Origin of the sequence: Blautia sp. NSJ-140 (assembly GCF_022868965.1) — a bacterium.
Classification (GTDB): Bacteria; Bacillota; Clostridia; order Lachnospirales; family Lachnospiraceae; genus Blautia_A.
The window spans coordinates 1-23,161 of record NZ_JALIFS010000019.1 but is presented as its reverse complement, the minus strand read 5'-3'; the positions used below and the strand labels follow the sequence as shown (position 1 = coordinate 23,161).

The window sequence follows — 23,161 nt, the reverse complement described above, 5'->3', positions numbered from 1 at the left end:
AAATTTTTTCCAGGGAGGACTTAACCATGAACAATAATAGAAAATTAAAAATAAAGAAAATGATGAAAAAGGGTGCAACCATCAGCCTGTGTGCAGTACTTGCCGGTGGCATTGGTGTTGGCGCATATGAAGGTATAAATTATTTCTCCGGTGCGCAGTCCGTACAGGCAGCAACCGACAGCTCCGAGAATCTGACTCTTATGAAGTCTGATAAAAAATCAGATAAAGACAGTGAAGATACAGAGGATACAAAATCTTCCGATACAAAGGGCAGTCTGGATGTATCAGATGTTGCTGAGGAGGCAATGCCTTCTGTAGTTGCCATCACAACCAAGTCAGTTCAGGAGGTTCAGGATTATTACAGCATGTTTGGTTCTCAGTACGCGCCGAGCCAGGAGCAGGAAGTTGAGGGAAGCGGTTCCGGTATTATCATCGGAAAAACAGATTCTGAGCTGCTGATCGCCACAAACTATCATGTTGTGGATGGGGCAGATACCTTGTCAGTTGCTTTTGCAGATGGTAATGCTTATGAGGCTACGGTAAAGGGATTTGATGAAAACGAGGATCTTGCAGTTGTTTCTGTTGCAACGAAGGATGTTTCTGATGATACAATGGATGCAATTGCTGTTGCAAAGATCGGAAGCTCTGATGATCTGAAGATCGGTGAGCAGGTTGTTGCCATTGGTAATGCACTTGGCTATGGACAGTCTGTTACTACCGGTATTGTCAGTGCAAAGAACCGTAAGACAGATGCATCAGGTCAGATCGAGTCTGGTGATTCTACAGATAACAGCAGCAGTATCAACAAGGGCGTGAACCTGATCCAGACAGATGCGGCTATCAATCCCGGTAACAGTGGCGGTGCGCTTCTGAATATGGATGGTGAGGTTGTTGGTATTAACTCTTCCAAGCTTGCTTCTACTGAGGTTGAAGGTATGGGTTATGCCATTGCAATTTCTGATGTTGCGGATTCTCTTGAGAATATGATGAATGCCAAGGCAAGAGATAAAGTGGATAATCATGGTATTCTTGGTATCACAGGCAGTACGGTAAGTACTGAGGCTGTACAGATTTATGGTATCCCGCAGGGAGTATTTGTTTCGGAAGTAACTGAGGGCGGCCCTGCCGATGATGCGGGTATTACCAAGAATATGGTCATTACAGAATTTGATGGTAAAACGATCACCAGCATCGATCAGCTGGTTGAGCTGCTTCAGTATTATGAGCCGAAGGAAAAAATCGATGTGACGGTTGCAGTTCTGGATGGCAATGAGTATAAGGAGAAGACACTTACTGTAAAACTTGGTAAGGATGATAGTTCCAACAAGGATAGCAAGGACAGCTCTGAGGATAGCCAGGATTCCCAGGATGCAGATATCCAGGGAGGACAGGATGACTCCGATCAGGGGGATGCAGATGCATTTGCTGATGATGGAGAAGCCAGCTTGTTCAGAGATTTTGAGCAGAATGGCTTGCATGACTGATCATACAGGGTCTTTTTCATCCCTGTCGTTTGAAAAGAACACCCCGGGCAAGCGGGATATCGCCTGGGGTGTTCTTTTTTTATACAGAGAACCGTTTGATCAATGTGGTGGATACTTCGATTTTTACGGAGTGGGGGACGGGGGTTTTGATCTCCCGGATCAGTTGGGCGGCGGCTGTCTGTCCCATGAATTTTCGGGGGACGTCGATGGTGGTGAGGGCGGGGTCTATGACGCGGCCTTCGGAGATGTTGTCGAAGCCTGCGATGGTGATATCTTCGGGAATCTTGTAGCCGCGGAGTTTCAGGGCCTTGATGGCGCCGATGGCGATGAGGTCGTTGTCTGCGAAGTATGCGCCGGCAAGAGGGGTTCCGCTGTCTATGATCTCCAGCATGTCAGAGAAGGCTCCTTCGATGGATGGGGAGAGTTCGTGAATGATGGATTTGGCAGTGGACATTCCGTGTTCGCGTACTGCCCGGTGAAAACCGTGTGTCCGTTCGCGGAAGTTAGTGATCCTGTAGGAAGAGCAGAGGTGTCCCGGCTGGCGGCCACAGCGGTCGATGAGGTAGCTGGTGGCCAGGTAGGCTCCCTGTGCGTTGTTGATGAGTACGCAGCTGCAGTCGGCAGAGTCAAAGTAAGAGTCCAGAAGAATGACAGGGACGGAGAGCTGAAGGAATTCATGACATACGGAAGCAGAGACTTCGGTTCCCAGAAGGATGACACCTGCACACTGGGAAATGCGGAGTTCTTCGATATATTTCTGGAGATCATCGATTTTTTCATAAAGCTGGAAGGTTTTCAGATGGTATCCGTTTTTTCGACATTCTTGTTCGATGCCGTCGGTAAGTTCTGAAAAAATAGGTGTGTAATTTAAGATCGCGTTGTGTGCCCGGCAGATGATGCAGTAGATATCTCCGGACGCATTTTTTTTCATGGAAAGTCGGCTGAAGTCATAGCCGGCTTTTTCTGCTTCCCGGATGACCATGGCTCTGGTTTCTGTGCTGACGCCAGGTTTTCCGTTCAGTGCCATGGAGACAGCTGTGGCTGAGAGGTTCAGTCTGGCGGCCAGTTCTTTTGCTGTGATTCCCATAATATAGTTCTCCTTTATCCACGGTAGTGTGTGCTTGAAATTGTTTCAATTATAATCTTTTCCACATGTATTTACAATAATAAAGTGGAAAATAAAGTATAAATAACTTTATTATGTGTATAAATAAAGTGGATTTCAAGATATCATGCAGATAACAAAAGAGAACAGAGCAAATGGATCATATAAGAATAAACGCAAACCAGTAAACCTGGATTCACGAAAGGAGTTCAAAAATGGACAAGATCAAAATTGGTTACGCACCAACCAGAAGAAGTATTTTCAGCGCACCGGATGCAGTAAAATATCGCGGACTTACTGCTAAGAGACTTGAGGAGCTTGGCGTTGATTTCGTAGATATCACAGACATTAATGATGAGGGTCTTCTTTACAATGATGAGGGTCTTGAGAAGATCATCGCCAAATTTAAAAAAGAGAAGGTTGACGGACTTTTCCTTCCACACTGCAACTTCGGTACAGAGTATGAGTGTGCAAGACTTGCAAAAGCGCTTGATGTTCCGGTCCTTCTGTGGGGACCTCTGGATGAGAGACCTGAGCCGGACGGAACAAGACTTCGTGATACACAGTGCGGACTTTTTGCAACAGGTAAAGTTTTAAGAAGATTCCGTGTTCCATTTACATACATGACAAACTGCAGACTGAATGACCCGGTATTCGAAAGAGGGATCAAAGATTTCCTTGCTGTCTGTAATGTAGTAAAAACATTCAAAAATATCCGTATCCTTCAGATTTCTACAAGACCGTTCGATTTTTGGACAACCATGTGCAACGAGGGCGAGCTCCTTGAGAAATTCAATATTCAGCTTGCACCGATCCCGATGCCGGAGCTTACTGATGAAGTAAAGAAAGCAAAAGCAGAGCAGACAGAGGTTCAGGAGGTTATGCAGTATTGCCGCGACAACATGGAGATCTGCGTCAAAGAGAATGAACTTGAGAATGTAGCTGCTCTTAAGGTTGCCATGAAGCATCTGGCAGAGAAATACGGCTGCAAAGCAATTGCGATCCAGTGCTGGAATCAGCTTCAGAGCGAGCTTGGAATCATGCCATGTGCAGCAAACTCCCTGTTAAATGACGAGGGTATCCCGACTGTATGTGAGACAGATATCCACGGTGCGATCACAGCTCTTATGGTAGAGGCAGCAGGTATGGGTGAAACAAGAAGCTTCTTCGCTGACTGGACCATCCGCCATCCTGATGTAGAAAACGGCGAGCTTCTTCAGCATTGCGGACCATGGCCGATCTCCATTGCAAAAGAGACACCGAAGCTTACTTACCCGCTGGCATTCGAGCATCCGGGAAGCATCACAGCGGAGGCAAAACACGGCGACGTTTCCCTGGTTCGCTTTGACGGAGACAACGGAGAGTATTCTCTTCTTCTTGGAAACGCAAAAGGTATCGACGGACCGAAAGGTATGGGAACTTACCTCTGGGTTGAGGTTGAGAATATCAAACGTCTTGAGGCTAAACTGGTTGAGGGACCATACATCCATCACTGTGTCGGTATCCACAAGAACGTTGTTCCGGTACTTTACGAGGCATGCAAATATATCGGCGTAACACCGGATCTGTATGACCCGATCGAGGAAGATGTAAAAGCTTATCTTCGCGGAGAATGATATAAATAAAAAACAGCAGCATATTTTTCCGGACAGGGAAAATCCCCGGTATAAAGGAAAAATATGCGTAAAGCTGTGAGACATATAAACTGAAAAAAGAAAGGACAGGAATCAGCATGGATTTTAGAGAATTAAGCAAACTTGCGTATGATCTCAGAAAAGACACCGTAGATATGATCGTTGCCGGTAAAGGCGGACATATCGGTGGTGATATGAGTGTTATGGAGACTCTGGTCACACTGTATTTTGATCAGATGAATATTTCCCCGGAGAATATGAATGATCCGGACAGAGATCTTTTTGTTATGAGTAAAGGGCATTCCGTAGAAGCTTACTATGCAGTACTTGCAAAGAAAGGATTCCTTGATATCAAAGAAGTAAACGAGAAATTCAGTAAATTCGGAACACAGTATATCGGACATCCAAACAACAAGCTTCCGGGAATCGAGATGAACTCCGGTTCTCTGGGACATGGACTTCCGGTTTGCGTAGGTATGGCACTTGCAGGAAAAATGAACAAGAAAGACTACCGTGTATACACAGTAATGGGTGATGGTGAGCTTGCAGAGGGTTCTGTATGGGAAGCAGCTATGGCAGGACATCAGTATAAACTGGATAACCTCTGCGCGATCGTTGACCGCAACAGACTCCAGATCTCCGGAAATACAGAGGATGTTATGGGACATGACGATCTTCATGAGAGATTCAGGAGCTTTGGATGGCATGTGATCGATGTTGCTGACGGAAACAGCATTGAGCAGCTTCATGCAGCATTTGAGGAAGCGAAACAGACAAAGGGCCAGCCCACAGTTCTGATCGCAAACACTGTTAAAGGTAAAGGCTCCGCAGTTATGGAAGACAAAGCATCCTGGCATCATCATGTACCGAGTCAGGAAGAGTATGAGCAGATCATGAAGGATTTTGAAGAGAGAAAGGAGCAGCTGTAATTATGAATAAGATCCCAAACCGTAAAGCAATTTGTGACGTACTTTTGAAAGAAGCGGAAACAGATAAAGATATCGTTGTTCTCTGCAGTGACTCCAGAGGATCTGCATCCTTAGCACCTTTTGCAGAGGCGTATCCGGAGCAGTTCGTTGAGATGGGAATCGCTGAGCAGGACCTTGTCAGCGTGTCCGCCGGTCTTGCACACTGCGGCAAAAAAGCTTTTGCAGCTTCTCCTGCATGCTTCCTTTCCACAAGAAGCTATGAGCAGTGCAAGATCGATGTTGCATACTCCAACACAAATGTAAAACTGATCGGAATCAGTGGTGGAATCAGCTATGGTGCCCTTGGAATGAGCCATCATTCCGCACAGGATATCGCAGCTATGTCCGCAATCCCGAACATGAGAGTTTACCTTCCAAGTGACCGTTTCCAGACTGCAAAGCTGATCGAGGCGCTTCTGAAGGATGAGAAACCGGCATATATCCGTGTAGGAAGAAATCCGGTTGGGGATATCTATACAGAGGACAACTGCCCGTTCGAAATGGATAAGGCAACTGTTCTTGCAGAAGGAACAGACGCAGCGATCATCGCATGTGGCGAAATGGTACGCCCGGCTTACGAGGCTGCCAAACTTCTTGAGAAAGACGGCATCCACGCAACAGTTCTTGATATGTATTGTGTAAAACCTCTGGATAAAGAAGCAATCGTAAAAGCCGCATCCAATGCAAAGGTTGTTGTAACTGCTGAGGAGCATGCGCCGTTTGGCGGACTTGGTTCTATGGTAAGTCAGGTTGTTGGTGCTGAGTGCCCACGCAAAGTCCTGAATATCGCACTTCCGGATGCTCCGGTTGTAAGCGGAACCTCCCAGGAAGTATTTGACTACTACGGAATGAACGCAGAAGGAATCGCAAAAACTGTAAAAGACGCGCTGAAATAAGGTGAAAATTATGGAAAAAAAATATGTTCTTGCGGTTGATCAGAGTACCCAGGGAACAAAAGCGATCCTGTTCGATGTGAACGGTGATCTGGTCTGCAGGACAGACCTTCCTCACAGACAGCTGATCAACGAAAAAGGATGGGTTTCCCATGATCTTTCCGAGATCTACAGCAATACGATCCAGGTTGTAAAAAATCTCGTAGAGAAGGCCGGAATCCAGAAAGAAGAGATCGCATGTCTTGGAATCAGTAATCAGAGAGAGACATCCGCAGCGTGGAGCCGCAGCGCAGGTGAGCCTCTGGCACCTGCCATTGTATGGCAGTGCTCCAGAGCTTCCGAAATCTGTGAGCGGATCAAGACAAACGTGATGATCGATCCGGACCGTGAGCAGAAGAAAAACGGCGGTGTGGCAGAGATCATCCGTCAGAAGACAGGAATGCACCTTTCCCCATATTTCCCGGCAGCGAAGTTTGCATGGCTTCAGGAAAATGTGGAGGAAGTAAAACAGGCAAAAAGAGATAACGATCTCTGTCTGGGAACCATCGACACCTGGCTTCTGTTTAAACTGACAAAAGGCGAGGTTTATGCAACGGATTATTCCAATGCATCCAGAACCCAGCTTTTCAATATCCACAACCTGAAATGGGATAAAGAGATCTGTACCTGGTTTGGCATTAATGCAGATATGCTTCCGGAAGTATGCGATTCCAGCATGCAGTACGGAACAACTGATTTTGAGGGATATTTTCAGACACCGATCCCAATCTGTGGTGTGATCGGAGATTCCCAGGGTGCACTGTTCGGACAGGGCTGCATCGAAAAAGGAATGGTCAAAGCTACATACGGAACCGGTTCCTCCGTTATGATGAACGCAGGAACAGAACCGATCATGTCAGATCTTGGTCTTGTGACTTCTCTTGCATGGGGACTTAACGGCAAAGTTACCTATGTGCTGGAAGGAAATATCAACTACACAGGTGCAGTGATCACATGGCTGAAGGATGACATGGGACTGATCACGTCTCCGGGAGAGACTCAGGAAATGTCAGAGCAGGCAAATAAGAATGATACTACCTATCTGGTTCCTGCATTTTCCGGTCTGGGAGCACCTTACTGGAAATCCGATGCAAAAGCCATTATCTACGGAATGAGCAGAACAACCGGAAAGAAAGAGATTGTAAAAGCAGCCCTGGAATCTATTGCTTATCAGATCACAGATATCGTTGAGATGATGAAGGCAGAAGATGGAATGACTGTAAAAGAACTCTGTGTAGATGGTGGCCCTACAAGAAATCAATACCTGATGAAGTTTCAGAGTGATGTCCTCGGAACAAAAGTAAGCCTTCCAAGATGTGAGGAGTCTTCCGCATTGGGAGCTGGTCTGATGGCTGGCTTAAGCTGTGGACTTTATAAAATGGAAAGCATCTTTGAGGTGAAGAACCGCAATCAGTTCATCCCTTCCATGAATCTGCAGGAAAGAAACCGGAAATACATCGGATGGAAAAACGCAGTAGAAAAAGTTCTTGTATAAGCATAAAAATTTCTCAATATAAAAATGTGTTGCTGATCGCGGAGTGAGCAGCAACAAAACGGGAGCTTCAAGCAGTGGCAATTGCTTGACCCCATGTGTATGTCAGATTATAATAAAATAACAGGCATTTCCGGATGCACTCCAGATGTATCGGAAATGACGGAAAGCCGGTCTTTGCCAGTATCATGTGCAGAGGCCGGCAAAAGTTATATTCAGAGATAAATGATTATCCATTTGCAGTAGCCGTGCAGTGGCATCCGGAGATGATGTATGATTCTTCAGAGCAGCTGAAGCTTCTCCGGGCATTTGCGGAGGCAGCAGGGAAGGAGACAGGATTATGAATATTTGTATATATGGAGCGTCCAGTGCAGAACTGAAAAAGATCTATTATGAGAAAACGGAAGAACTGGGACGGCTGATGGGAAAGCGAGGACACGGCCTTGTTTTCGGAGGTGGAAAAGAGGGGCTGATGGGTGCGGCAGCCCGGGGTGTTGACAGAGAAAAAGGCTATATCCTGGGTATCGCGCCGAGATTTTTTGACCAGCCGGGAGTGTTGTATGAGCATTGTACAGAGTTTATTTTTACTGAAAATATGCGTGAGAGGAAGCACCTGCTGGAAAGCCGTTCGGATGCGACTATCGTGGTACCTGGGGGAATTGGTACTTATGAGGAGTTTTTTGAGATCCTAACATTGAAGAGTCTGGGACGGATTGACAGGCCGATCGTTCTTTATAATATTCAGGGATATTATGACAGCATGCAGGCGCTCCTGGAATACACAGCCGGGGAAAAATTTATGTCCAGAGATGTTGTGGGTATGTGCCGGTTCATGAAAGACCCGGAGGAGATCCTGGATTATATTGAGAATTACCGGAATTATGGGGGAAGGCTATAAAGAAAATAAAGTGAGAAAGTCAATGGTCAGGCGGATACTTTCCTGATTCGGGTAAATGATCGAGGGGAACCAGAGATTTACATATAAAAAAGACGCGGCCTTTTATCGGGGTTTATCAGAGGATAAAAAGGTTCGCGTCTTTTTTTTGTATGATATTAGGGGGCATTATGGGTTTATGTGTGTTTACATTTGATTACGATATTTGGGATCAGAATTCGTAATTTTTATGTCTTTTGAAGAAATCTTTAGTTTCCTTTACGACCACACCGCTCAGGGCAAGAAGAGCGATCAGGTTCGGGAATGCCATCAGGGCATTGAAGATATCTGCGATGTTCCATACAGCTGCTACAGTCATATATGGTCCGATGAATACGCAGATGATGTACAGCCAGCGGTATGTTGTAACTGCGGCTTTGTTTCTGTTGAACAGGTATTCCAGACATCTTTCACCGTAGTAATCCCATCCGAGGATTGTTGTGAATGCGAAGAATACCAGGCACAGCATCAGTGAGAAGGATGCTATAAACGGCGGGAAAGGAAGACCTTTCTGGAAAGCGGCTGTTGTGATGGCAACACCCTCAAGGCCTGTGTTCCATGTTTCTGTGATGACGATGGAAAGACCTGTCATGGTACAGATCACGATGGTATCGATGAATGTACCTGTCATGGATACAAGACCCTGACGTACCGGCTCCTTTGTCTGAGCTGCAGCGGCTGCGATCGGGGCACTACCAAGACCGGACTCATTGGAGAAGATACCGCGGGCGATACCCTTCTGCATAGCCACGACCATGGTTCCCATTGCGCCACCTGCAAGTGCACTTCCTGTGAAAGCAGATTTTACGATAGTCACGATCGCTGCAGGTACTGCTGTGATGTTTGTGATCACGATGATCAGTGCCAGTGCAACATAGAGAACCGCCATAAACGGTACAACGATCTGGGATACCTTTGCGATTCTCTGAATTCCGCCGAGAACGACAAGTCCTACACATACGGTAAGGATCAGACATGCGACTACAGTTGCCCAGGAATATGTATTTCCGAAAAGTGCTACTGTATGTGCTTTATCCGGGTCAAAGAAATTGGTAACTGCAGATGCGATACCGTTTACCTGTGTGAAGGTTCCGATACCGAAAAGTCCTACACCTGCTCCGAAAAATGCAAAGATCTTGGCAAGCCATCTCCACTGTTTTCCCATACCGTTTTCGATGTAGTAGAATGGTCCGCCGAGAACGTGGCCTTCTTTGTCAATGGTACGGTACTTGATCGCCAGAAGTCCTTCTGCATATTTGGTTGCCATTCCGAAGAATGCGGCTACGATCATCCAGAAAAGTGCTCCTGGTCCGCCGGCTGCGATAGCAGTTGCGACACCTACGATATTTCCGGTTCCGATGGTTGCTGAAAGTGCAGTACACAGAGCTCCGAAGCTTGTGACCTCACCATCGCCGCCTTCTTCATTTTTTACCATGAATTTCAGTGCCTTTCCGAGGTGTCTTACCTGTAAAAGACCTAACCGAGTGGTTAACAGAATTCCTGTGAACAGGATCAGAATGATCAGCGGAAGTCCCCAAACGACTCCGTCAAACCATGTGATAAAGTTGTTGATTTGTGTAAACATTACTCTTTCCTCCATCCTTTTGCCTGAGAGATTTACAGCATTTTGTGTGCTGCGTACACCTTCGGCGCTCTTCCCTTTTGATTTGAAGAGACTCTCCTGAGTTTTTTTATTTTTGAATGATGCCAGGACCTTTTTGTGTGCGGTGGTGACGGTCATTCGTTTTGTGTAGAAAAACACTGTAACACAGAGTATCACATGAATTGATGGATTTCAATGGGTTTTTTAAAAAAAATGCATTTATTAGAAAAACTAATCGACATATAATTGGGAGTTTGGGGATTTTTTATGCCTGCCTGATCTGCCAGTTGTTTTTTTGTTGTTTTTTGAGGTTTTGCGTTTTACAGGGAGTGGTTGGGTGTGATAGAATGAAAGAGCTGTTACAGAGTGATCGTTTGGGATCGTGCTCTGTGTAGTGAGGGCGGATGGTGTATTCGTCTGATATATTTTTCAGAGAGAATGAGGTATTGGTGTTATGGGGGATTATTTAAGAAACATCAACTGGAAGCATGTTCTGATCATGTGTATCGGTAACATTCTGGCGGGCATGGGAATCGCGATCTTTAAGCTGGCCGGGCTGGGAACAGATCCGTTCAGTGGGATGAATATGGCTGTTGCGGCTAAGCTTGGTATGGCTTATGGTAATTTTCAGCTGCTGGTGAATGTTGTATTGCTGGTTGTGCAGATTGCGTTCGGACGGAAGTTTCTGGGAATCGGTACGGTTGTGAATGCGGTGTTCCTGGCTTATATCTGTACGTTTTTTTATTATATTTTTACGGGTGTTATGGGGCTGGAACTGGTGGCTATGCCGGTGAAACTTGTGGCATTGTGCGTTGGCGTTGCGATTATCTGTCTGGGATTGTCGATGTATCAGATGCCGGATGAGGGTGTTGCGCCTTATGACAGTTTGTCATTGATCATGACGGACAAATGGCCGAAAATTCCTTATTTCTGGCACAGGATGTCCAATGATGTGGTTTGTGCGCTGATTTGTTATTTTGCCGGTGGTGTGATTGGAATTGGTACGCTGGTGACGGCTTTTGGGCTGGGACCGGTGATTCATTTCTTTAACCGGCATTTTACCGGGAAGCTGCTTGCCTGGGTTGATGGTGAGTGAGTTTGTAGTTGTATGGGTTGAGCTGAACTGGCTGCGGGATGTGGCTGGTTCAGTTTTTTTTTGTGAAAAGGGACGCCCGCCAGGCGTGTGCTGCCTGTCACCGGGGCTTCGTCGGGGGCTGGCTTCTAGGCTGCCGGAATTCTGCTAAAAGCGTTTTCCAAAAGTCCGAACTCGCGTCTTGTAGCCGCTCAGACAGCGGACTTTTGTAAAACAACGCAGATTTCTGGCAGCCAAGAATCAGCTCCCCTCCTGCAGAGTCCGGTGACAGGCAGCACACGCCTGGCGGGCTGGCTTTTCAGGGTGGTAGGGTAGTGTGGCTGCTTGGGAGTTGGATGGGCTATCAGCGCTTCGCTGGATAGCTGGGATGACAGGTTGGGTTTTTATGTGATGAGATATGAGGAAACGATATTAAGAAGCAGAATTGTAATGTTCGTGGTTATGTAAAAAGTGCATATTGCTTTTTGACGGTATTACAGAACTGCTATGATGTGTTAAAATATAAACAATGTTAATATAATACAGTTACATTATTCATTTTATAACTATTTATAAATGTGTTATGATATCCTCTGATGAGAGATATATAATGAACACAGTCGTATGAAATGAGAGTGTTCATGAATAGCTGGCTGTCCGGGTTGCCGGGGCTTATGTGATGAAGGAGAGGATACGATTATGGAATTTAATCATGGCGTTTTGTTTTCAGATACATATCAGAAGAAGCTGAAATCTCAGTTTTATTATGCAGATAAGGATCCGCAGTATGGTGCGAGACTTTTCTTTGAGAACTCTGGTGGTTCGCTGAGACTTAAGAGGGCTGTTGAGGCTAAGGCTGCTATCGAGGAGTTCCCGGATTGTCCGGAGCGTGCTCGTGGCAGAGGTTTTGATCTGGCGGATTATGTTAAGAATGGTACTCGGGAGATCCTGGAGGTTATTTTTGGTGCAAAGAGTGGTGCTCTTATCACTGAGCTGACTGCTTCTCAGACCATGTTCCATGCGGTTGGTACGATCATGGAAGGTGTTGACTGGGGTAAGAACGCAGTTACTTCTGCTCTGGAACATCCGTCTGCTCATGATGCGGTTGAGTATTACTGTAAAAAAACCGGCAGGGAGTTCCGTGAGGTTCCGGCTAATAAGGTGACTGGTGGCCTTGATCCGGATGAGATCATGAAGTATGTAGATAAGGATACGGTTCTTCTCAGTATTATGGCTGCTTCCAATATTTCCGGTAATATCATGGATATCAAGGAGATCGCACGTCGTGCAAAAGAGATCAACCCGGATATCTACATTGTAAGTGATGCAGTTCAGCATGCGCCTCATGCAGTGATCGATGTTGAGGACTGGGATGTGGATGTCTGCAACTTTGCACCGTATAAGTTCTTTGGTGTTCGTGGCTGCGGTTATGCTTATGTTTCTGACCGTGTTGCTGTGATGCCGCATATCAAGCTGACCTGCAAGGATGATAATGTATGGGCTCTTGGTACTCCGGCTCCGGCTAACTTTGCGGCTATGATGGCGGTTATTGATTATGTTTGCAGTATCGGTAAGCATTTCCTGGGTGATTCTGCACAGAAATATAATAAGCGTGAGCTTTTTGTTGAGGGTATGAATCATATTCATCTTCAGGAGAGAGCGCTTCTGTACCGCATGCTGGAAGGTACCGATAAGGTTCCGGGGCTTCGTCATATTCCGGGGGTTCAGGTTTATGTGGATATGGAGGATCTTACTTATAAGGATCTGATCGTTGCCATGGGTATTGAGGGTATTGAATTTGCAGAGTGTGCAAGAAGATATCTTGAGCATGGTGTTACGCTGTTCGAGCGTGTAAAGAGCAGCCCATATTCCAAACGTATTGTTGAGACTCTTGGTCTTGAAGGTGCACTTCGTGTTTCTCCGCTCCACTGCCATGGAACAGATGATATCGATAAATTCCTGAAGATCACTAAGGATATTGCTGAAGGTAAATAAAAACAGTTTTTGTAAAAAAATGAAACAGGAACCGCCCTTTTTTCATGTTTTGGCATGGAAGAAAAGGGCGGTTTTTTATGTTATAGGAAATTACTCCGTAATGTTCCTATAACATAAAAAAGTCCTCCGGGCAGGATCGCACTGCGACGGAGAGGAATAATGTCGCTGAAGCGACCCGTCGCAGGCGGAGAATCCTGCAAGCAGGATTCTTTCTTATAAGGATATTGGGGATTTTTCAGGCAAGTGATACTGATGTGGGATAAATGATAATTATATTGAATAAATGATATTCTGTGCAGGAAATTTCTGCTAAGATAGGATTATCAAAACACACAGTGGGAGGCAGAGATGAAGGAAATTCTTTTTGGTGCGGCATACTACGACGAATACATGCCGTATGACAGACTTGATAAAGATATAGATATGATGAAAAAAGCCGGGATCAATACGGTGCGTATTGCGGAATCTACGTGGAGCACCTGCGAGCCCCAGGATGGGGTGTTTGACTTTTCTCATGTGGAGCGTGTTATGGATGCCATGGAGGAAGCCGGAATCAATGTGATCATCGGAACGCCTACGTACGCAGTGCCTGCGTGGATGGTGAAAGCTCACCCGGATGTGATCGCTACAACGAAAAAAGGCGCAGGGATCTATGGTGCAAGACAGATCATGGACATTACCAATCCGGTATATCTTTTTTATGCGGAGCGTGTGATCCGCAAGCTGATGGAGATCAGTGCCCACAGGAAATGTGTTATAGGTTTCCAGGTGGATAATGAGACAAAATATTACGGCACAGCAGGTAAGAATGTACAGCTGGCTTTTGTGAAATATTTAAGAGAAAAATTTCATGATAATCTGGATGCCATGAATTATGAATTCGGGCTGGATTACTGGAGCAATCGGATTGATGCCTGGGAGGATTTTCCGGATGTGAGAGGAACCATCAACGGCAGCCTGGGAGCAGAGTTTGAGAAATTTCAGAGGACTCTGGTGGATAGATTCCTAAGCTGGCAGGCCGGGATCGTCAGTGAGTATAAGAGAGAAGACCAGTTTATTACTCACAATATGGATTTTGAGTGGAGAGGTTATTCTTACGGAGTGCAGCCGGATGTGAACCATCTGCATGTTTCGGAGGCTCTGACCATTGCCGGAACCGATATTTATCATCCCTCCCAGGATGAGCTGACCGGTACGGAGATCGCTTTTGGTGGGGATATGATCCGTAGTCTGAAGCATGATAATTATCTGGTGCTGGAGACGGAAGCGCAGGGATTTCCATGCTGGACGCCGTATAAGGGACAGCTTCGGCTTTGTGCTTACAGCCATCTTGCGTCCGGGGCCAACAGTGTGATGTACTGGCACTGGCATTCTATCCATAATTCATTTGAGACATACTGGAAGGGGCTTCTCAGCCATGATCTTGCGGAGAATGATACTTACCGGGAGGCTTGCATCATTGGAAAGGAATTTCGGGAAAAAGGCAGTCATATGGTAAATCTCAAGAAGAAAAATGATGTGGCTGTGATGGTGAGTAATGAGGCTCTGACTGCACTGAACTGGTTTGGTATCCAGGCGACTTCCGGGGATAATGGAGAGATCCGATACAATGATGTGGTGCGTTGGATCTACGATGCACTGTACCGGATGAATGTGGAGTGTGATTTCGTCTGGCCGGAATCTGAGGATCTTTCTCAGTATAAGGCGATTTTTGTACCGGCGCTTTATGCTGCACCTGACAGCACTTTAGAGAGGCTGAATCAGTATGTGAAAGACGGTGGTACGTTGGTCGTGACATTTAAAAGCGGTTTTGCCAATGAGAATGTGAAGGTTCATGCAGATGCACAGCCGCATATCCTTAAAGATGCTCTGGGTATCAGCTATGATCAGTTTACCTTCCCGCACAATGTGAATCTGTCAGGAAAACTGTATGGTGCAGAAAGTTTGGATGATTTTGCAAGGAGTGCAGATGCAGATATAAATTCTGATGATGCGGATTCGGCAGAGATTGGAGAAACCAGGGTCTTTATGGAACTTCTCAAACCGGAAGGCGCAGAGGTGATTGCAGGATATGAACATTATAACTGGAAAGGATATGCTGCAATAACCAGAAACAAGTATGGAATGGGTATAGCATACTATCTGGGATGCATGACAGATAATGCCACACTTCAGAATGTGATAAAAGCTGCTCTTGGCGATGCAGGGGTAAAGTTATCCGGTTATGAATATCCGGTGATCGTTCGTGAAGGAACGAATGATTTTGGAAAAACCGTCCGGTATTTTCTGAATTATTCTGCAAAGGAACAGTCTGTTGCGTATAAATACAGTGATGGAGAAGACGTACTTACCGGTGAGACGATCAAAGCTGAGTCACTGCTGATCATTCCTGCGTGGGATGTACGGATTGTTGAAGCCTGAGCGACTTTTCTTTACCTTGACATCTTCCGCGAGAGTATGCACAATAAAGGTATCATAAATTTGCCGGACAGAAATAAATTATGAAACAAGGGGTGACAGACATGCAGAACATTCTCATTATAGTAGACATGCAAAATGATTTCATCGACGGTGCACTTGGCACGAAGGAGGCAGCTGCCATTGTTCCGAAGGTGGAGGAGAAGATCCGGAATTTTGAAGGAAAGGTATTTTTCACAAGGGATACCCATGAAACGTATTATCTGGAGACACAGGAAGGGAAAAACCTTCCGGTTCCTCACTGTATCCGGGGCACAGATGGATGGCAGATCCGGGAAGAACTGGACGCCTTAAGGAAAACAGAACCCATTGACAAAGAAACCTTCGGTTCCACCGATCTGGCGGGAGAACTGGTTGCACTCAATGAGGATGAAGAAATCGGAAGCATTACTCTTGTGGGACTTTGCACAGATATCTGTGTGATCTCCAATGCCCTTCTGATCAAGGCATCCCTTCCGGAAGTGCCGATCTGTGTTGATGCCACATGCTGCGCAGGTGTAACACCGGAGAGTCATGAGAATGCACTGAAAGCTATGGAGGCGTGCCAGATCAGGATCATCCGGTAAGAAGGATGAAACCGCAGGAAAGGAGAACACTATGAAAAAGAAGCTTCTGAAAAAATTAATGGTCCTTGCGCTGTCCGCAGTAACTGCCTTCAGTGCGGTGCCGGCGGCAATGGTAACAGCTGCCGGTAATCCCTATCCTACAACACAGGATGTGGATCGAGATGGCTTATATGAGATCCCCTGCACACGCTTTGCATGGCAGTGCGTGTATGACAGACAGGGAATCGCACTGCCTGCATGGGGAAATGCGGTAAGCTGGTGGCAAAATGCTATCAACCAGGGCTATGCAGTAGGAAATGAGCCTGTTCCCGGTTCCATTGCTGTATGGAGCGGAGATTATTACGGACATGTTGCTTATGTAACAGCCAATCTTGGAAACAACAGATTTACGGTAGATGAGGGAGGAAGAACGGACAAAGATCAGACATCCTCTCATGGAGTTGCATATGGATATACACTGACCAATGCAGTCGGAGGAAGGCGCCCTTATGATTCCAATAAGGTGCTGCTTGGCTTTATCTATCCGGGCGTTCGTGTACCGGGCAAGCCATATGTGAGCGTGAATCCGGGAAAAGCGAATCAAACCACAACGTTTTCCTGGAATGCAACAAGCTATGCCAGATATTATGATGTATATGTGTATAAAGCAGGAGAATCCAATGCGACGCAAGTTAAGTATGGAGTGAATGGAACAAGTTGGTCCTGCACACTGCCAGCGGGGAATTACAGGGTAGCGGTGGCATCTGTGAATCATGCACAGTATGCATATACATTTTCGGATTCTGTGAATTTCACTGTCCAGGCAGCTCCGGTCACACATACACATAGCTATCAGAGAGTAACAGTAAAGGCAACCACCACTGCCAACGGATATACACAGGAGCAGTGCAGCTGCGGAAGTATACAGAATAAACAGATCATCTATTATCCGAAGACAATAAAGCTCTCAAGAACAAGCTATACTTATAATGGAAAAGTAAAAAAGCCAACGGTAAAGGTTACAGACAGCAACAATAAGGTGATCAGTGCAGACAACTATACAGTTACCTATTCTGCCGGAAGAAAATATGTTGGAACCTATCGGGTAACAGTTCGGTTTAAAGGCAATTACTCGGGAACCGTTACAAAAACCTTTAAGATCACCGGAAAGGCTCATAAACACAGCTACAAAAAACAGGTAAAGAAAGCAACTACATCCAGAAACGGATATGTTCAGTATCTTTGCTCCTGCGGTGCGGTGACCGGAAAGAAAACCATCTATTATCCGAAGACAATAAAGCTTTCCGCCACAAGCTATACATACGACGGAAAAGTAAAAACACCGAAGGTGAAAGTAACCGGTGCGAATAAAAAAAACATCAGTTCCGGTAATTACAAGGTGTCATATTCCCAGGGAAGAAAAAATGTTGGCACTTATAAGGTAACGGTGAAGTTTAAGGGAAACTACAGCGGAACCGTAACAAAGACCTTTAAGATCAAGGCGAAACCTAAAAACTGGGTTTATGTGGATACGCTTCCAAAGAATATCACTTCCGATAAATATACGATCCAGTATAAACACACCTATCAGAAAACAACCTCCAGCTATGTCAATGATGGTGGTGTTTATGAGTCTGTAAGGCCACTGGAGACATCTGCTTCCAGACAGCTGGTGGGCTATTATTACTATCATTTCTGCGGACCGAATACCGGAAAGAATGTAAACTTTGCACAGACGGGCTCTTATGTACATTTTGACAGTGTGGCAGCCAGTCAGGTAACCGTAGCTGCTTCCGGCGCAGATGGAGATGACCCGAGCATTACCTATTATCTGCTGAACTGGAAAGGAAACGGCAGCCGGGTATGGTGCTCCAGCGGAACTACCTGCAACGGCGCCTACGGAAGCCACGGAGCCAGAGGCCAGGCCTGGTACCGCATGAACCAGTACCAGAACAAAAAACTCCAGACTCAGACGACAACCTCCGAAAGTGATTGGACAACCAGTAAAGACAGCACAGCAGTAAAAACCGTTTACCGTTATAAAGCAAAATAGATCATAGATCAGTCATAAATCAGAAACTCTCTCATGTATCAGAAAAACTGATATGTGAGGGAGTTTTTTGATAAATGTGAAGGAGCTTATTTCAAAACAGATCGAAATTTTGCAGTAAGCAACCGACAAAGTTTTACATATATTGTACAATTTGTGAAATACAGGAAAAAATGACAGGATATCTGCAGCTTGCACCGAAGGTGGGCGGTGACAATATTGCCTGTGTATCCATGTTTGGCTTCCCGGAGAAGATGAATAAACAGGCTCCGGAGGCAGGGGAAAGGATTGAAAAAGAACTGCTGAAGTAAACTGAATATTCTTGTATAAGCTGTCGCATTAATGTACTACAGCTTATTTTTTTGAAAAATACCGATAAAAATATGGACAAAACCGAAAATAATGGTTAATATATACACATGCCTAAAAAACAAAAAATGAAAATTATACGAAATATATAATATAAACCCGGCACAGAAAAAATATATATAGACATATTTACAAAGCGACATCGTGGATATCAATACCGGAGAAAGTGGGAAAATAACGGGAGGAAGAGAATATGTTGAAATTTTTTAAAGGAAAAGATAAAGGAAATTTAATTTATGCACCCTGCAGAGGAAGAGTGGTTCCCCTTGCAGAGGTTCCGGACCCTGTCTTTGCGGATAAGGTACTGGGTGACGGTTTTGCAGTGATCCCGGCAGACGGCAGGATATATGCTCCGGCAGACGGTGAGGTGGCAATGGTATTTGATACTCTTCATGCAGTTACGCTGACAAGCACTCAGGGAGCGGAAATACTGATACATATCGGACTGGATACAGTCACACTTAAGGGCGAACCCTTTAAAGCGCACGTTGCAGCAGGTGACAAGGTTAAAAAGGGTGATCTTCTGATAGAGGCTGATCTGGACAAAATCGAGAAAGCCGGTTTAAATACAATTATCCCGGTTCTGATCTGCAACACAGATGATTACGGAAAGATAAGCCTCCAGAAGGAGGGGGATGTTTCGGCGGATGAAGCCGTCCTCAAGCTTTCATGATCATCTTCATGCAGCTGACAGGCTTATAACAGCCCGGAGATAGTAGTAATTTTCGGGGTGTTATAACCGGAGTGATCCGGTCAAATATATTTATTTTAAGGGAGGGGAAATATATGAAATTTCTTCAAAAACTGGGAAAAGCGTTAATGCTTCCAGTGGCAGTACTGCCAATCTGTGGTATCCTCATGGGTATCGGATACAGGTTATGTCCGGCAACCATGCAGGGTGGAGACATTCACGGCGCAGCCAATCTGATCGGTCTGTTTTTGGTTAAGGCAGGCGGAGCGCTGATCGACAACATGGCGATCCTTTTTGCTATCGGTGTTGGTGTCGGTATGTCAGAAAAGAATGACGGAACCGGCGGAATTGCTGCACTTGCATCCTGGCTGATGCTCACAACACTTCTTTCTACAGGATTTGTTACAACCATCATTCCATCAATCGCTGACAGTGCAACAAAAACTCTTGCATTTGACAAAATTGCGAATCCTTTTATCGGAATCCTTGCCGGTATCATCGGATCTACATGCTATAACAAATTCAAGAGCACCAAGCTTCCTGACTGGCTGTCATTCTTCAGCGGCAAGCGTTGCGTAGCGATCATCGCAGGAGTGGTTTCCATTATCGTATCTGTTGTATTACTGTTTGTATGGCCATTACTTTTCAGCGCACTTGTAGCATTAGGAAAAGCGGTTGCAGGTATGGATGTTGTTGGTGCAGGTATCTATGCATTCCTGAACCGTCTGCTGATTCCTACCGGATTACATCACGCACTGAACAATGTATTCTGGTTTGATACCATTGGACTTGGTGATCTTCAGCGCTTCTGGGCAGGTGAAACCTCTGCAGATGTATCCTGGAGCCTTGGAATGTACATGTCCGGATTCTTCCCATGTATGATGTTTGGTATTCCTGGTGCAGCACTTGCAATGGTTAAATGTGCGAAACCTGCAAAGAAAAAAATCGCGATCGGTCTTGTTGCATCTGCAGCAATCTGTGCATTTATCTGTGGTGTAACTGAGCCGTTCGAGTTTGGATTTATGTTCCTTGCTCCTGGCCTCTATGTGATCTATGCATTACTTTACGGTATCTTTACCATGATCACAGTTGCTCTTGGATTCCGTGCAGGCTTCAGCTTCTCCGCCGGTGCGATGGATTTACTTTTCTCATCCTCACTTCCGGCAGCACAGAAGACATGGCTCATCCTTCCTCTTGGAATTGCAGCATTCATCGTATTCTATGTTGTATTCCTTTTTGCCATCAAGAAATTTGATCTGAAGACTCCGGGAAGAGAAGACGATGACGATCTTGAGGCAGAGAAGAATATCGAGCTTGCAAATGATGATTATACTGCTATTGCCGCAAAAATCCTTGAAGGCTGTGGCGGAAAAGAGAACATCACAAGCATTGATAACTGCATCACAAGACTGAGACTTGAGGTTAAGGATATTACAGCAGTAAATGATAAAGTGATCAAATCTGCAGGTGTTGCAGGCGTGATCAAACCTGGAAAAACTTCTGTACAGGTTATCATCGGAACCAAGGTTCAGTTTGTTGCAGATGCATTTTCTGAGCTTTGTAAATAATGGCTTTTTTGGAGTCAGGTATTTGTTAAAATAATTATGGGGCAGCAGCAGAATTGTGAAAACGGTTCTGCTGCTGCTTTTTTGTATACCTTATATTGACCGATACTTTCAAAAAGCGTACAATGTTACTTCGATAAAAAGCAATAGGTCATTGCGTTTACGATTGCAATATTTCTACAGGGGGAATGAAGTTAATGAAATCCTGCGTATTTCACAAAAAATATCTTTTAGCCGGCATATATATTATTTTTGTTCTGTTTACCTGCTGTAATTCCCGATTTTATCATACACCGCTGGCAAAAATATGTTCTGTAACAGAAAAACAGACTCTGAGCAGAGAAGGAACCAGGGGATCAAAAGAATATTACTATACTCAGAATATTACGGCACGGATATTAAACGGTTCGCATAAAGGGGAAAAAATAACGGTCTCTAATGAATATACATCTTCTCAGGTTCAGACCAAGAAATATCATAAAGGAGACACCGTTCTTTTAAGCGGTTCAAAGGAAAGCCCCGGAAAAACGATACGTTCTGTAAAAAGGGATGGGTATCTGGCCTTATTGGCAGGAGGATTATTTTTTCTTCTGATCTGCATTACAGGAAAGCAGGGATTTTACACGATAATATCACTGATACTGAATACGGTCATATTTGCATATGGATTTCAGGCTTTTACAGAGGGGAAAAATATTTTAAATATCTGTAATGTCATCGCAGTTCTTTTTTCACTGACTACATTGATCTGCTTGAATGGAATTCACAGAAAAACATTTTCCTCAGTTCTTTCAACACTGTGTGTTCTGTTTCTGATCATGGCATTGTTTGAATTTTCTATTTATATGTACGGAGATCTGGATTATTCCAATCTGGAATACCTTGGAAGTATGGGCAATTCTGCGGATATATTCTGGGCAGATATTATGCTGACAGGACTTGGTGCAATTATGGACGTGACGGTGACGATCAGCGCAGCAGTAGGAGAAATCGTGCGGAAAAATCCATCGGTTTCTCTGAGAAGACTGATACATTCCGGTCGTGAAATCGGATATGATATTATGGGAACCATGATAAATGTACTGTTGTTTGTTCTGGCAAGTGGCATGATTCCCATGTTCATACTTAAGATGAATAATGATGTAAGCTTTATAACGATCGTGAGATATCACATTCCATATGATATCTGTCGTTTTCTGATAGAAAGTATTGGAATTGTACTGGCAATACCGGTATCTGTTTTTATTGCTTCAGCGATTATGAAAATACCATCACGGAAAAGGAGTGTCAGAGAATGATCATTTTTCTTGCATTGATTTTAATTTTTCTGGTGATCTTGATTGGCGGAGAGCGTGGAGCCATGTCAATTATGACACTGGCGGGGAATATTGTAATTTTATTTTTTTCAATTATGCTGATGTCTGCCGGTTTTCCTGTACTGCTCCTGATATTGGTGGCAGGTGCAGGTGTCTGTTATATTTCTCTGTTTTATCAGAACGGAAATAATCCAAAGACGCGGGCGGCTTTTCTGGCTACACTGCTGGTAATGTTACTTTTGTTTATTCCGATCTATATTATTACATGGAGATCAGGAAGTTACGGGTTAAATGAGCTGCAGATTTCGGAAGACGATTTTATGTATTATTACAGTACGGACCTTCATATTAACATGCTTCATGTAGGAATATTTGTAACTGTTTTCAGTACTCTTGGGGCTGTTATCGATACAGCATTATCTGTAACATCTTCTGTATATGAAGTCTGGACTCATAAAAACGGTCTGACAGCGAAAGAGCTTACAGCTTCCGGCTATCAGGTTGGGAAAGAAATTATCGGAACAACGGTAAATACGTTGCTGTTTGCCTATCTTGGAGGAACTATTTTATTATTTTCATACATTCAGACACAGCAATATACCATGGAGATTATTCTTAATTCCCAGTTCCTATTCCAGGATGTTGCAGTCATGCTATCTGGTGCGGTAGCCTGCCTTATTACCGTCCCGGTATCGATCAGATGTATTATTCGACAGATTCACCGTACTGATTCGGAAGAAAAATCTGAAGTTATATAATAGCGTTAAAAAACAGTCAGACCTGTGGAGAAGAATGTGAAAATGTGAAGAGGTTGAATGAAAAAGTAACTTCCACCATGTGCTAGTACTGATAAGTAAAGGGATTTCTGCAGAATTAATTTCTACAAGATATAGATATTTACACAAAACAAAACTATAATATAAGGAGA

The 23,161-nt window shown here is 44.7% G+C and carries 18 protein-coding genes, 1 pseudogene and 1 riboswitch; of the genes and pseudogenes, 17 read left to right on the top strand and 2 right to left on the bottom strand.

The genetic code is table 11. From position 1 onward, the window contains the following. Positions 1-26: 26 nt before the first annotated feature. Complete coding sequence (locus MUB50_RS16315) at positions 27-1,484, top strand: S1C family serine protease (protein ID WP_244791707.1); 1,458 nt, start codon at positions 27-29, stop codon at positions 1,482-1,484. A gap of 79 nt (positions 1,485-1,563) precedes the next feature. Here MUB50_RS16315 and MUB50_RS16310 read toward each other — a convergent pair whose 3' ends face one another. Further along, the gene (locus tag MUB50_RS16310) at positions 1,564-2,571 is read right to left on the bottom strand and encodes a LacI family DNA-binding transcriptional regulator (RefSeq protein WP_118515780.1); all 1,008 of its coding nucleotides are present in this window, start codon (positions 2,569-2,571) and stop codon (positions 1,564-1,566) included. 233 nt (positions 2,572-2,804) lie between these two features. Here MUB50_RS16310 and MUB50_RS16305 point away from each other — a divergent pair, with 233 nt between their 5' ends. The 6 genes from MUB50_RS16305 to MUB50_RS16280 all read left to right on the top strand — a co-directional run bounded on the left by MUB50_RS16305 (position 2,805) and on the right by MUB50_RS16280 (position 8,513). Beyond that, complete coding sequence (locus MUB50_RS16305; RefSeq protein ID WP_118515782.1) at positions 2,805-4,205, top strand: L-fucose/L-arabinose isomerase family protein; 1,401 nt, start codon at positions 2,805-2,807, stop codon at positions 4,203-4,205. 116 nt (positions 4,206-4,321) lie between these two features. After that, the gene (locus tag MUB50_RS16300; RefSeq protein ID WP_118515784.1) at positions 4,322-5,152 is read left to right on the top strand and encodes a transketolase; all 831 of its coding nucleotides are present in this window, start codon (positions 4,322-4,324) and stop codon (positions 5,150-5,152) included. Positions 5,153-5,154: 2 nt separating this feature from the next. Beyond that, positions 5,155-6,087: a transketolase family protein gene (locus MUB50_RS16295; RefSeq protein WP_244791705.1), complete on the top strand. Its 933-nt coding sequence runs from the start codon at positions 5,155-5,157 to the stop codon at positions 6,085-6,087. 10 nt (positions 6,088-6,097) lie between these two features. Further along, complete coding sequence (locus MUB50_RS16290) at positions 6,098-7,618, top strand: FGGY-family carbohydrate kinase (protein WP_244791703.1); 1,521 nt, start codon at positions 6,098-6,100, stop codon at positions 7,616-7,618. A gap of 134 nt (positions 7,619-7,752) precedes the next feature. Next, the gene (locus MUB50_RS16285; protein WP_182434024.1) at positions 7,753-7,959 is read left to right on the top strand and encodes a hypothetical protein; all 207 of its coding nucleotides are present in this window, start codon (positions 7,753-7,755) and stop codon (positions 7,957-7,959) included. Beyond that, positions 7,956-8,513: a TIGR00730 family Rossman fold protein gene (locus MUB50_RS16280; protein ID WP_118515790.1), complete on the top strand. Its 558-nt coding sequence runs from the start codon at positions 7,956-7,958 to the stop codon at positions 8,511-8,513. The genes MUB50_RS16285 and MUB50_RS16280 overlap by 4 nt, the downstream gene beginning before the upstream one ends. A 208-nt stretch (positions 8,514-8,721) precedes the next feature. On the opposite strand, the gene MUB50_RS16275 is transcribed toward MUB50_RS16280, so the two are convergent. Beyond that, positions 8,722-10,134, bottom strand: coding sequence for an alanine/glycine:cation symporter family protein (locus MUB50_RS16275; RefSeq protein WP_244791701.1), 1,413 nt, complete (start codon positions 10,132-10,134; stop codon positions 8,722-8,724). A gap of 1 nt (position 10,135) precedes the next feature. Further along, positions 10,136-10,243: riboswitch (glycine riboswitch) on the bottom strand. 363 nt (positions 10,244-10,606) lie between these two features. Here MUB50_RS16275 and MUB50_RS16270 point away from each other — a divergent pair. The 10 genes and pseudogenes from MUB50_RS16270 (at position 10,607) to MUB50_RS16225 (ending at position 22,991) form a co-directional block, all read left to right on the top strand. Next, positions 10,607-11,248: a YczE/YyaS/YitT family protein gene (locus MUB50_RS16270; RefSeq protein ID WP_118515793.1), complete on the top strand. Its 642-nt coding sequence runs from the start codon at positions 10,607-10,609 to the stop codon at positions 11,246-11,248. Between the two features lie 675 nt (positions 11,249-11,923). Beyond that, entirely contained in the window at positions 11,924-13,219 is a 1,296-nt protein-coding gene (locus tag MUB50_RS16265; protein WP_244791699.1) for an aminotransferase class V-fold PLP-dependent enzyme, read from the top strand. A 348-nt stretch (positions 13,220-13,567) separates the two neighbouring features. Further along, entirely contained in the window at positions 13,568-15,640 is a 2,073-nt protein-coding gene (locus MUB50_RS16260) for a beta-galactosidase (RefSeq protein WP_244791697.1), read from the top strand. A gap of 101 nt (positions 15,641-15,741) precedes the next feature. Continuing rightward, a complete protein-coding gene (locus MUB50_RS16255) occupies positions 15,742-16,263 on the top strand; it encodes a cysteine hydrolase family protein (protein ID WP_244791695.1) in 522 nt (173 codons plus the stop codon). Positions 16,264-16,294: 31 nt separating this feature from the next. Next, on the top strand, positions 16,295-18,295 hold the full coding sequence (locus tag MUB50_RS16250; RefSeq protein WP_244791693.1) for a CHAP domain-containing protein: 2,001 nt from the start codon (positions 16,295-16,297) through the stop codon (positions 18,293-18,295). Between the two features lie 191 nt (positions 18,296-18,486). Then, positions 18,487-18,603: pseudogene (locus MUB50_RS16245) on the top strand (sugar phosphate isomerase/epimerase); the annotation flags it as partial. A gap of 251 nt (positions 18,604-18,854) precedes the next feature. Then, the gene (locus MUB50_RS16240) at positions 18,855-19,334 is read left to right on the top strand and encodes a PTS sugar transporter subunit IIA (RefSeq protein WP_118626249.1); all 480 of its coding nucleotides are present in this window, start codon (positions 18,855-18,857) and stop codon (positions 19,332-19,334) included. A 113-nt stretch (positions 19,335-19,447) separates the two neighbouring features. After that, positions 19,448-20,920 carry a PTS transporter subunit EIIC gene (locus MUB50_RS16235; RefSeq protein ID WP_118515802.1) on the top strand — a complete coding sequence of 491 codons (1,473 nt, stop codon included), beginning with the start codon at positions 19,448-19,450 and terminating at the stop codon, positions 20,918-20,920. A 194-nt stretch (positions 20,921-21,114) separates the two neighbouring features. Continuing rightward, positions 21,115-22,215 (top strand): YibE/F family protein, encoded by a 1,101-nt coding sequence (locus tag MUB50_RS16230; RefSeq protein ID WP_244791718.1) that lies wholly within the window; start codon positions 21,115-21,117, stop codon positions 22,213-22,215. Further along, a complete protein-coding gene (locus MUB50_RS16225; protein ID WP_244791691.1) occupies positions 22,212-22,991 on the top strand; it encodes a YibE/F family protein in 780 nt (259 codons plus the stop codon). The genes MUB50_RS16230 and MUB50_RS16225 overlap by 4 nt, the downstream gene beginning before the upstream one ends. Positions 22,992-23,161: the final 170 nt, after the last annotated feature.

Excerpts from the sequence above, each read along its gene's own strand:
- MUB50_RS16315 (WP_244791707.1), top strand. The coding sequence starts at position 27 with ATGAACAATAATAGAAAATTAAAAATAAAGAAAATGATGAAAAAGGGT.
- MUB50_RS16310 (WP_118515780.1), bottom strand. The coding sequence starts at position 2,571 with ATGGGAATCACAGCAAAAGAACTGGCCGCCAGACTGAACCTCTCAGCC.
- MUB50_RS16305 (WP_118515782.1), top strand. The coding sequence starts at position 2,805 with ATGGACAAGATCAAAATTGGTTACGCACCAACCAGAAGAAGTATTTTC.
- MUB50_RS16300 (WP_118515784.1), top strand. The coding sequence starts at position 4,322 with ATGGATTTTAGAGAATTAAGCAAACTTGCGTATGATCTCAGAAAAGAC.
- MUB50_RS16295 (WP_244791705.1), top strand. The coding sequence starts at position 5,155 with ATGAATAAGATCCCAAACCGTAAAGCAATTTGTGACGTACTTTTGAAA.
- MUB50_RS16290 (WP_244791703.1), top strand. The coding sequence starts at position 6,098 with ATGGAAAAAAAATATGTTCTTGCGGTTGATCAGAGTACCCAGGGAACA.
- MUB50_RS16285 (WP_182434024.1), top strand. The coding sequence starts at position 7,753 with ATGCACTCCAGATGTATCGGAAATGACGGAAAGCCGGTCTTTGCCAGT.
- MUB50_RS16280 (WP_118515790.1), top strand. The coding sequence starts at position 7,956 with ATGAATATTTGTATATATGGAGCGTCCAGTGCAGAACTGAAAAAGATC.
- MUB50_RS16275 (WP_244791701.1), bottom strand. The coding sequence starts at position 10,134 with ATGTTTACACAAATCAACAACTTTATCACATGGTTTGACGGAGTCGTT.
- MUB50_RS16270 (WP_118515793.1), top strand. The coding sequence starts at position 10,607 with ATGGGGGATTATTTAAGAAACATCAACTGGAAGCATGTTCTGATCATG.
- MUB50_RS16265 (WP_244791699.1), top strand. The coding sequence starts at position 11,924 with ATGGAATTTAATCATGGCGTTTTGTTTTCAGATACATATCAGAAGAAG.
- MUB50_RS16260 (WP_244791697.1), top strand. The coding sequence starts at position 13,568 with ATGAAGGAAATTCTTTTTGGTGCGGCATACTACGACGAATACATGCCG.
- MUB50_RS16255 (WP_244791695.1), top strand. The coding sequence starts at position 15,742 with ATGCAGAACATTCTCATTATAGTAGACATGCAAAATGATTTCATCGAC.
- MUB50_RS16250 (WP_244791693.1), top strand. The coding sequence starts at position 16,295 with ATGAAAAAGAAGCTTCTGAAAAAATTAATGGTCCTTGCGCTGTCCGCA.
- MUB50_RS16240 (WP_118626249.1), top strand. The coding sequence starts at position 18,855 with ATGTTGAAATTTTTTAAAGGAAAAGATAAAGGAAATTTAATTTATGCA.
- MUB50_RS16235 (WP_118515802.1), top strand. The coding sequence starts at position 19,448 with ATGAAATTTCTTCAAAAACTGGGAAAAGCGTTAATGCTTCCAGTGGCA.
- MUB50_RS16230 (WP_244791718.1), top strand. The coding sequence starts at position 21,115 with ATGAAATCCTGCGTATTTCACAAAAAATATCTTTTAGCCGGCATATAT.
- MUB50_RS16225 (WP_244791691.1), top strand. The coding sequence starts at position 22,212 with ATGATCATTTTTCTTGCATTGATTTTAATTTTTCTGGTGATCTTGATT.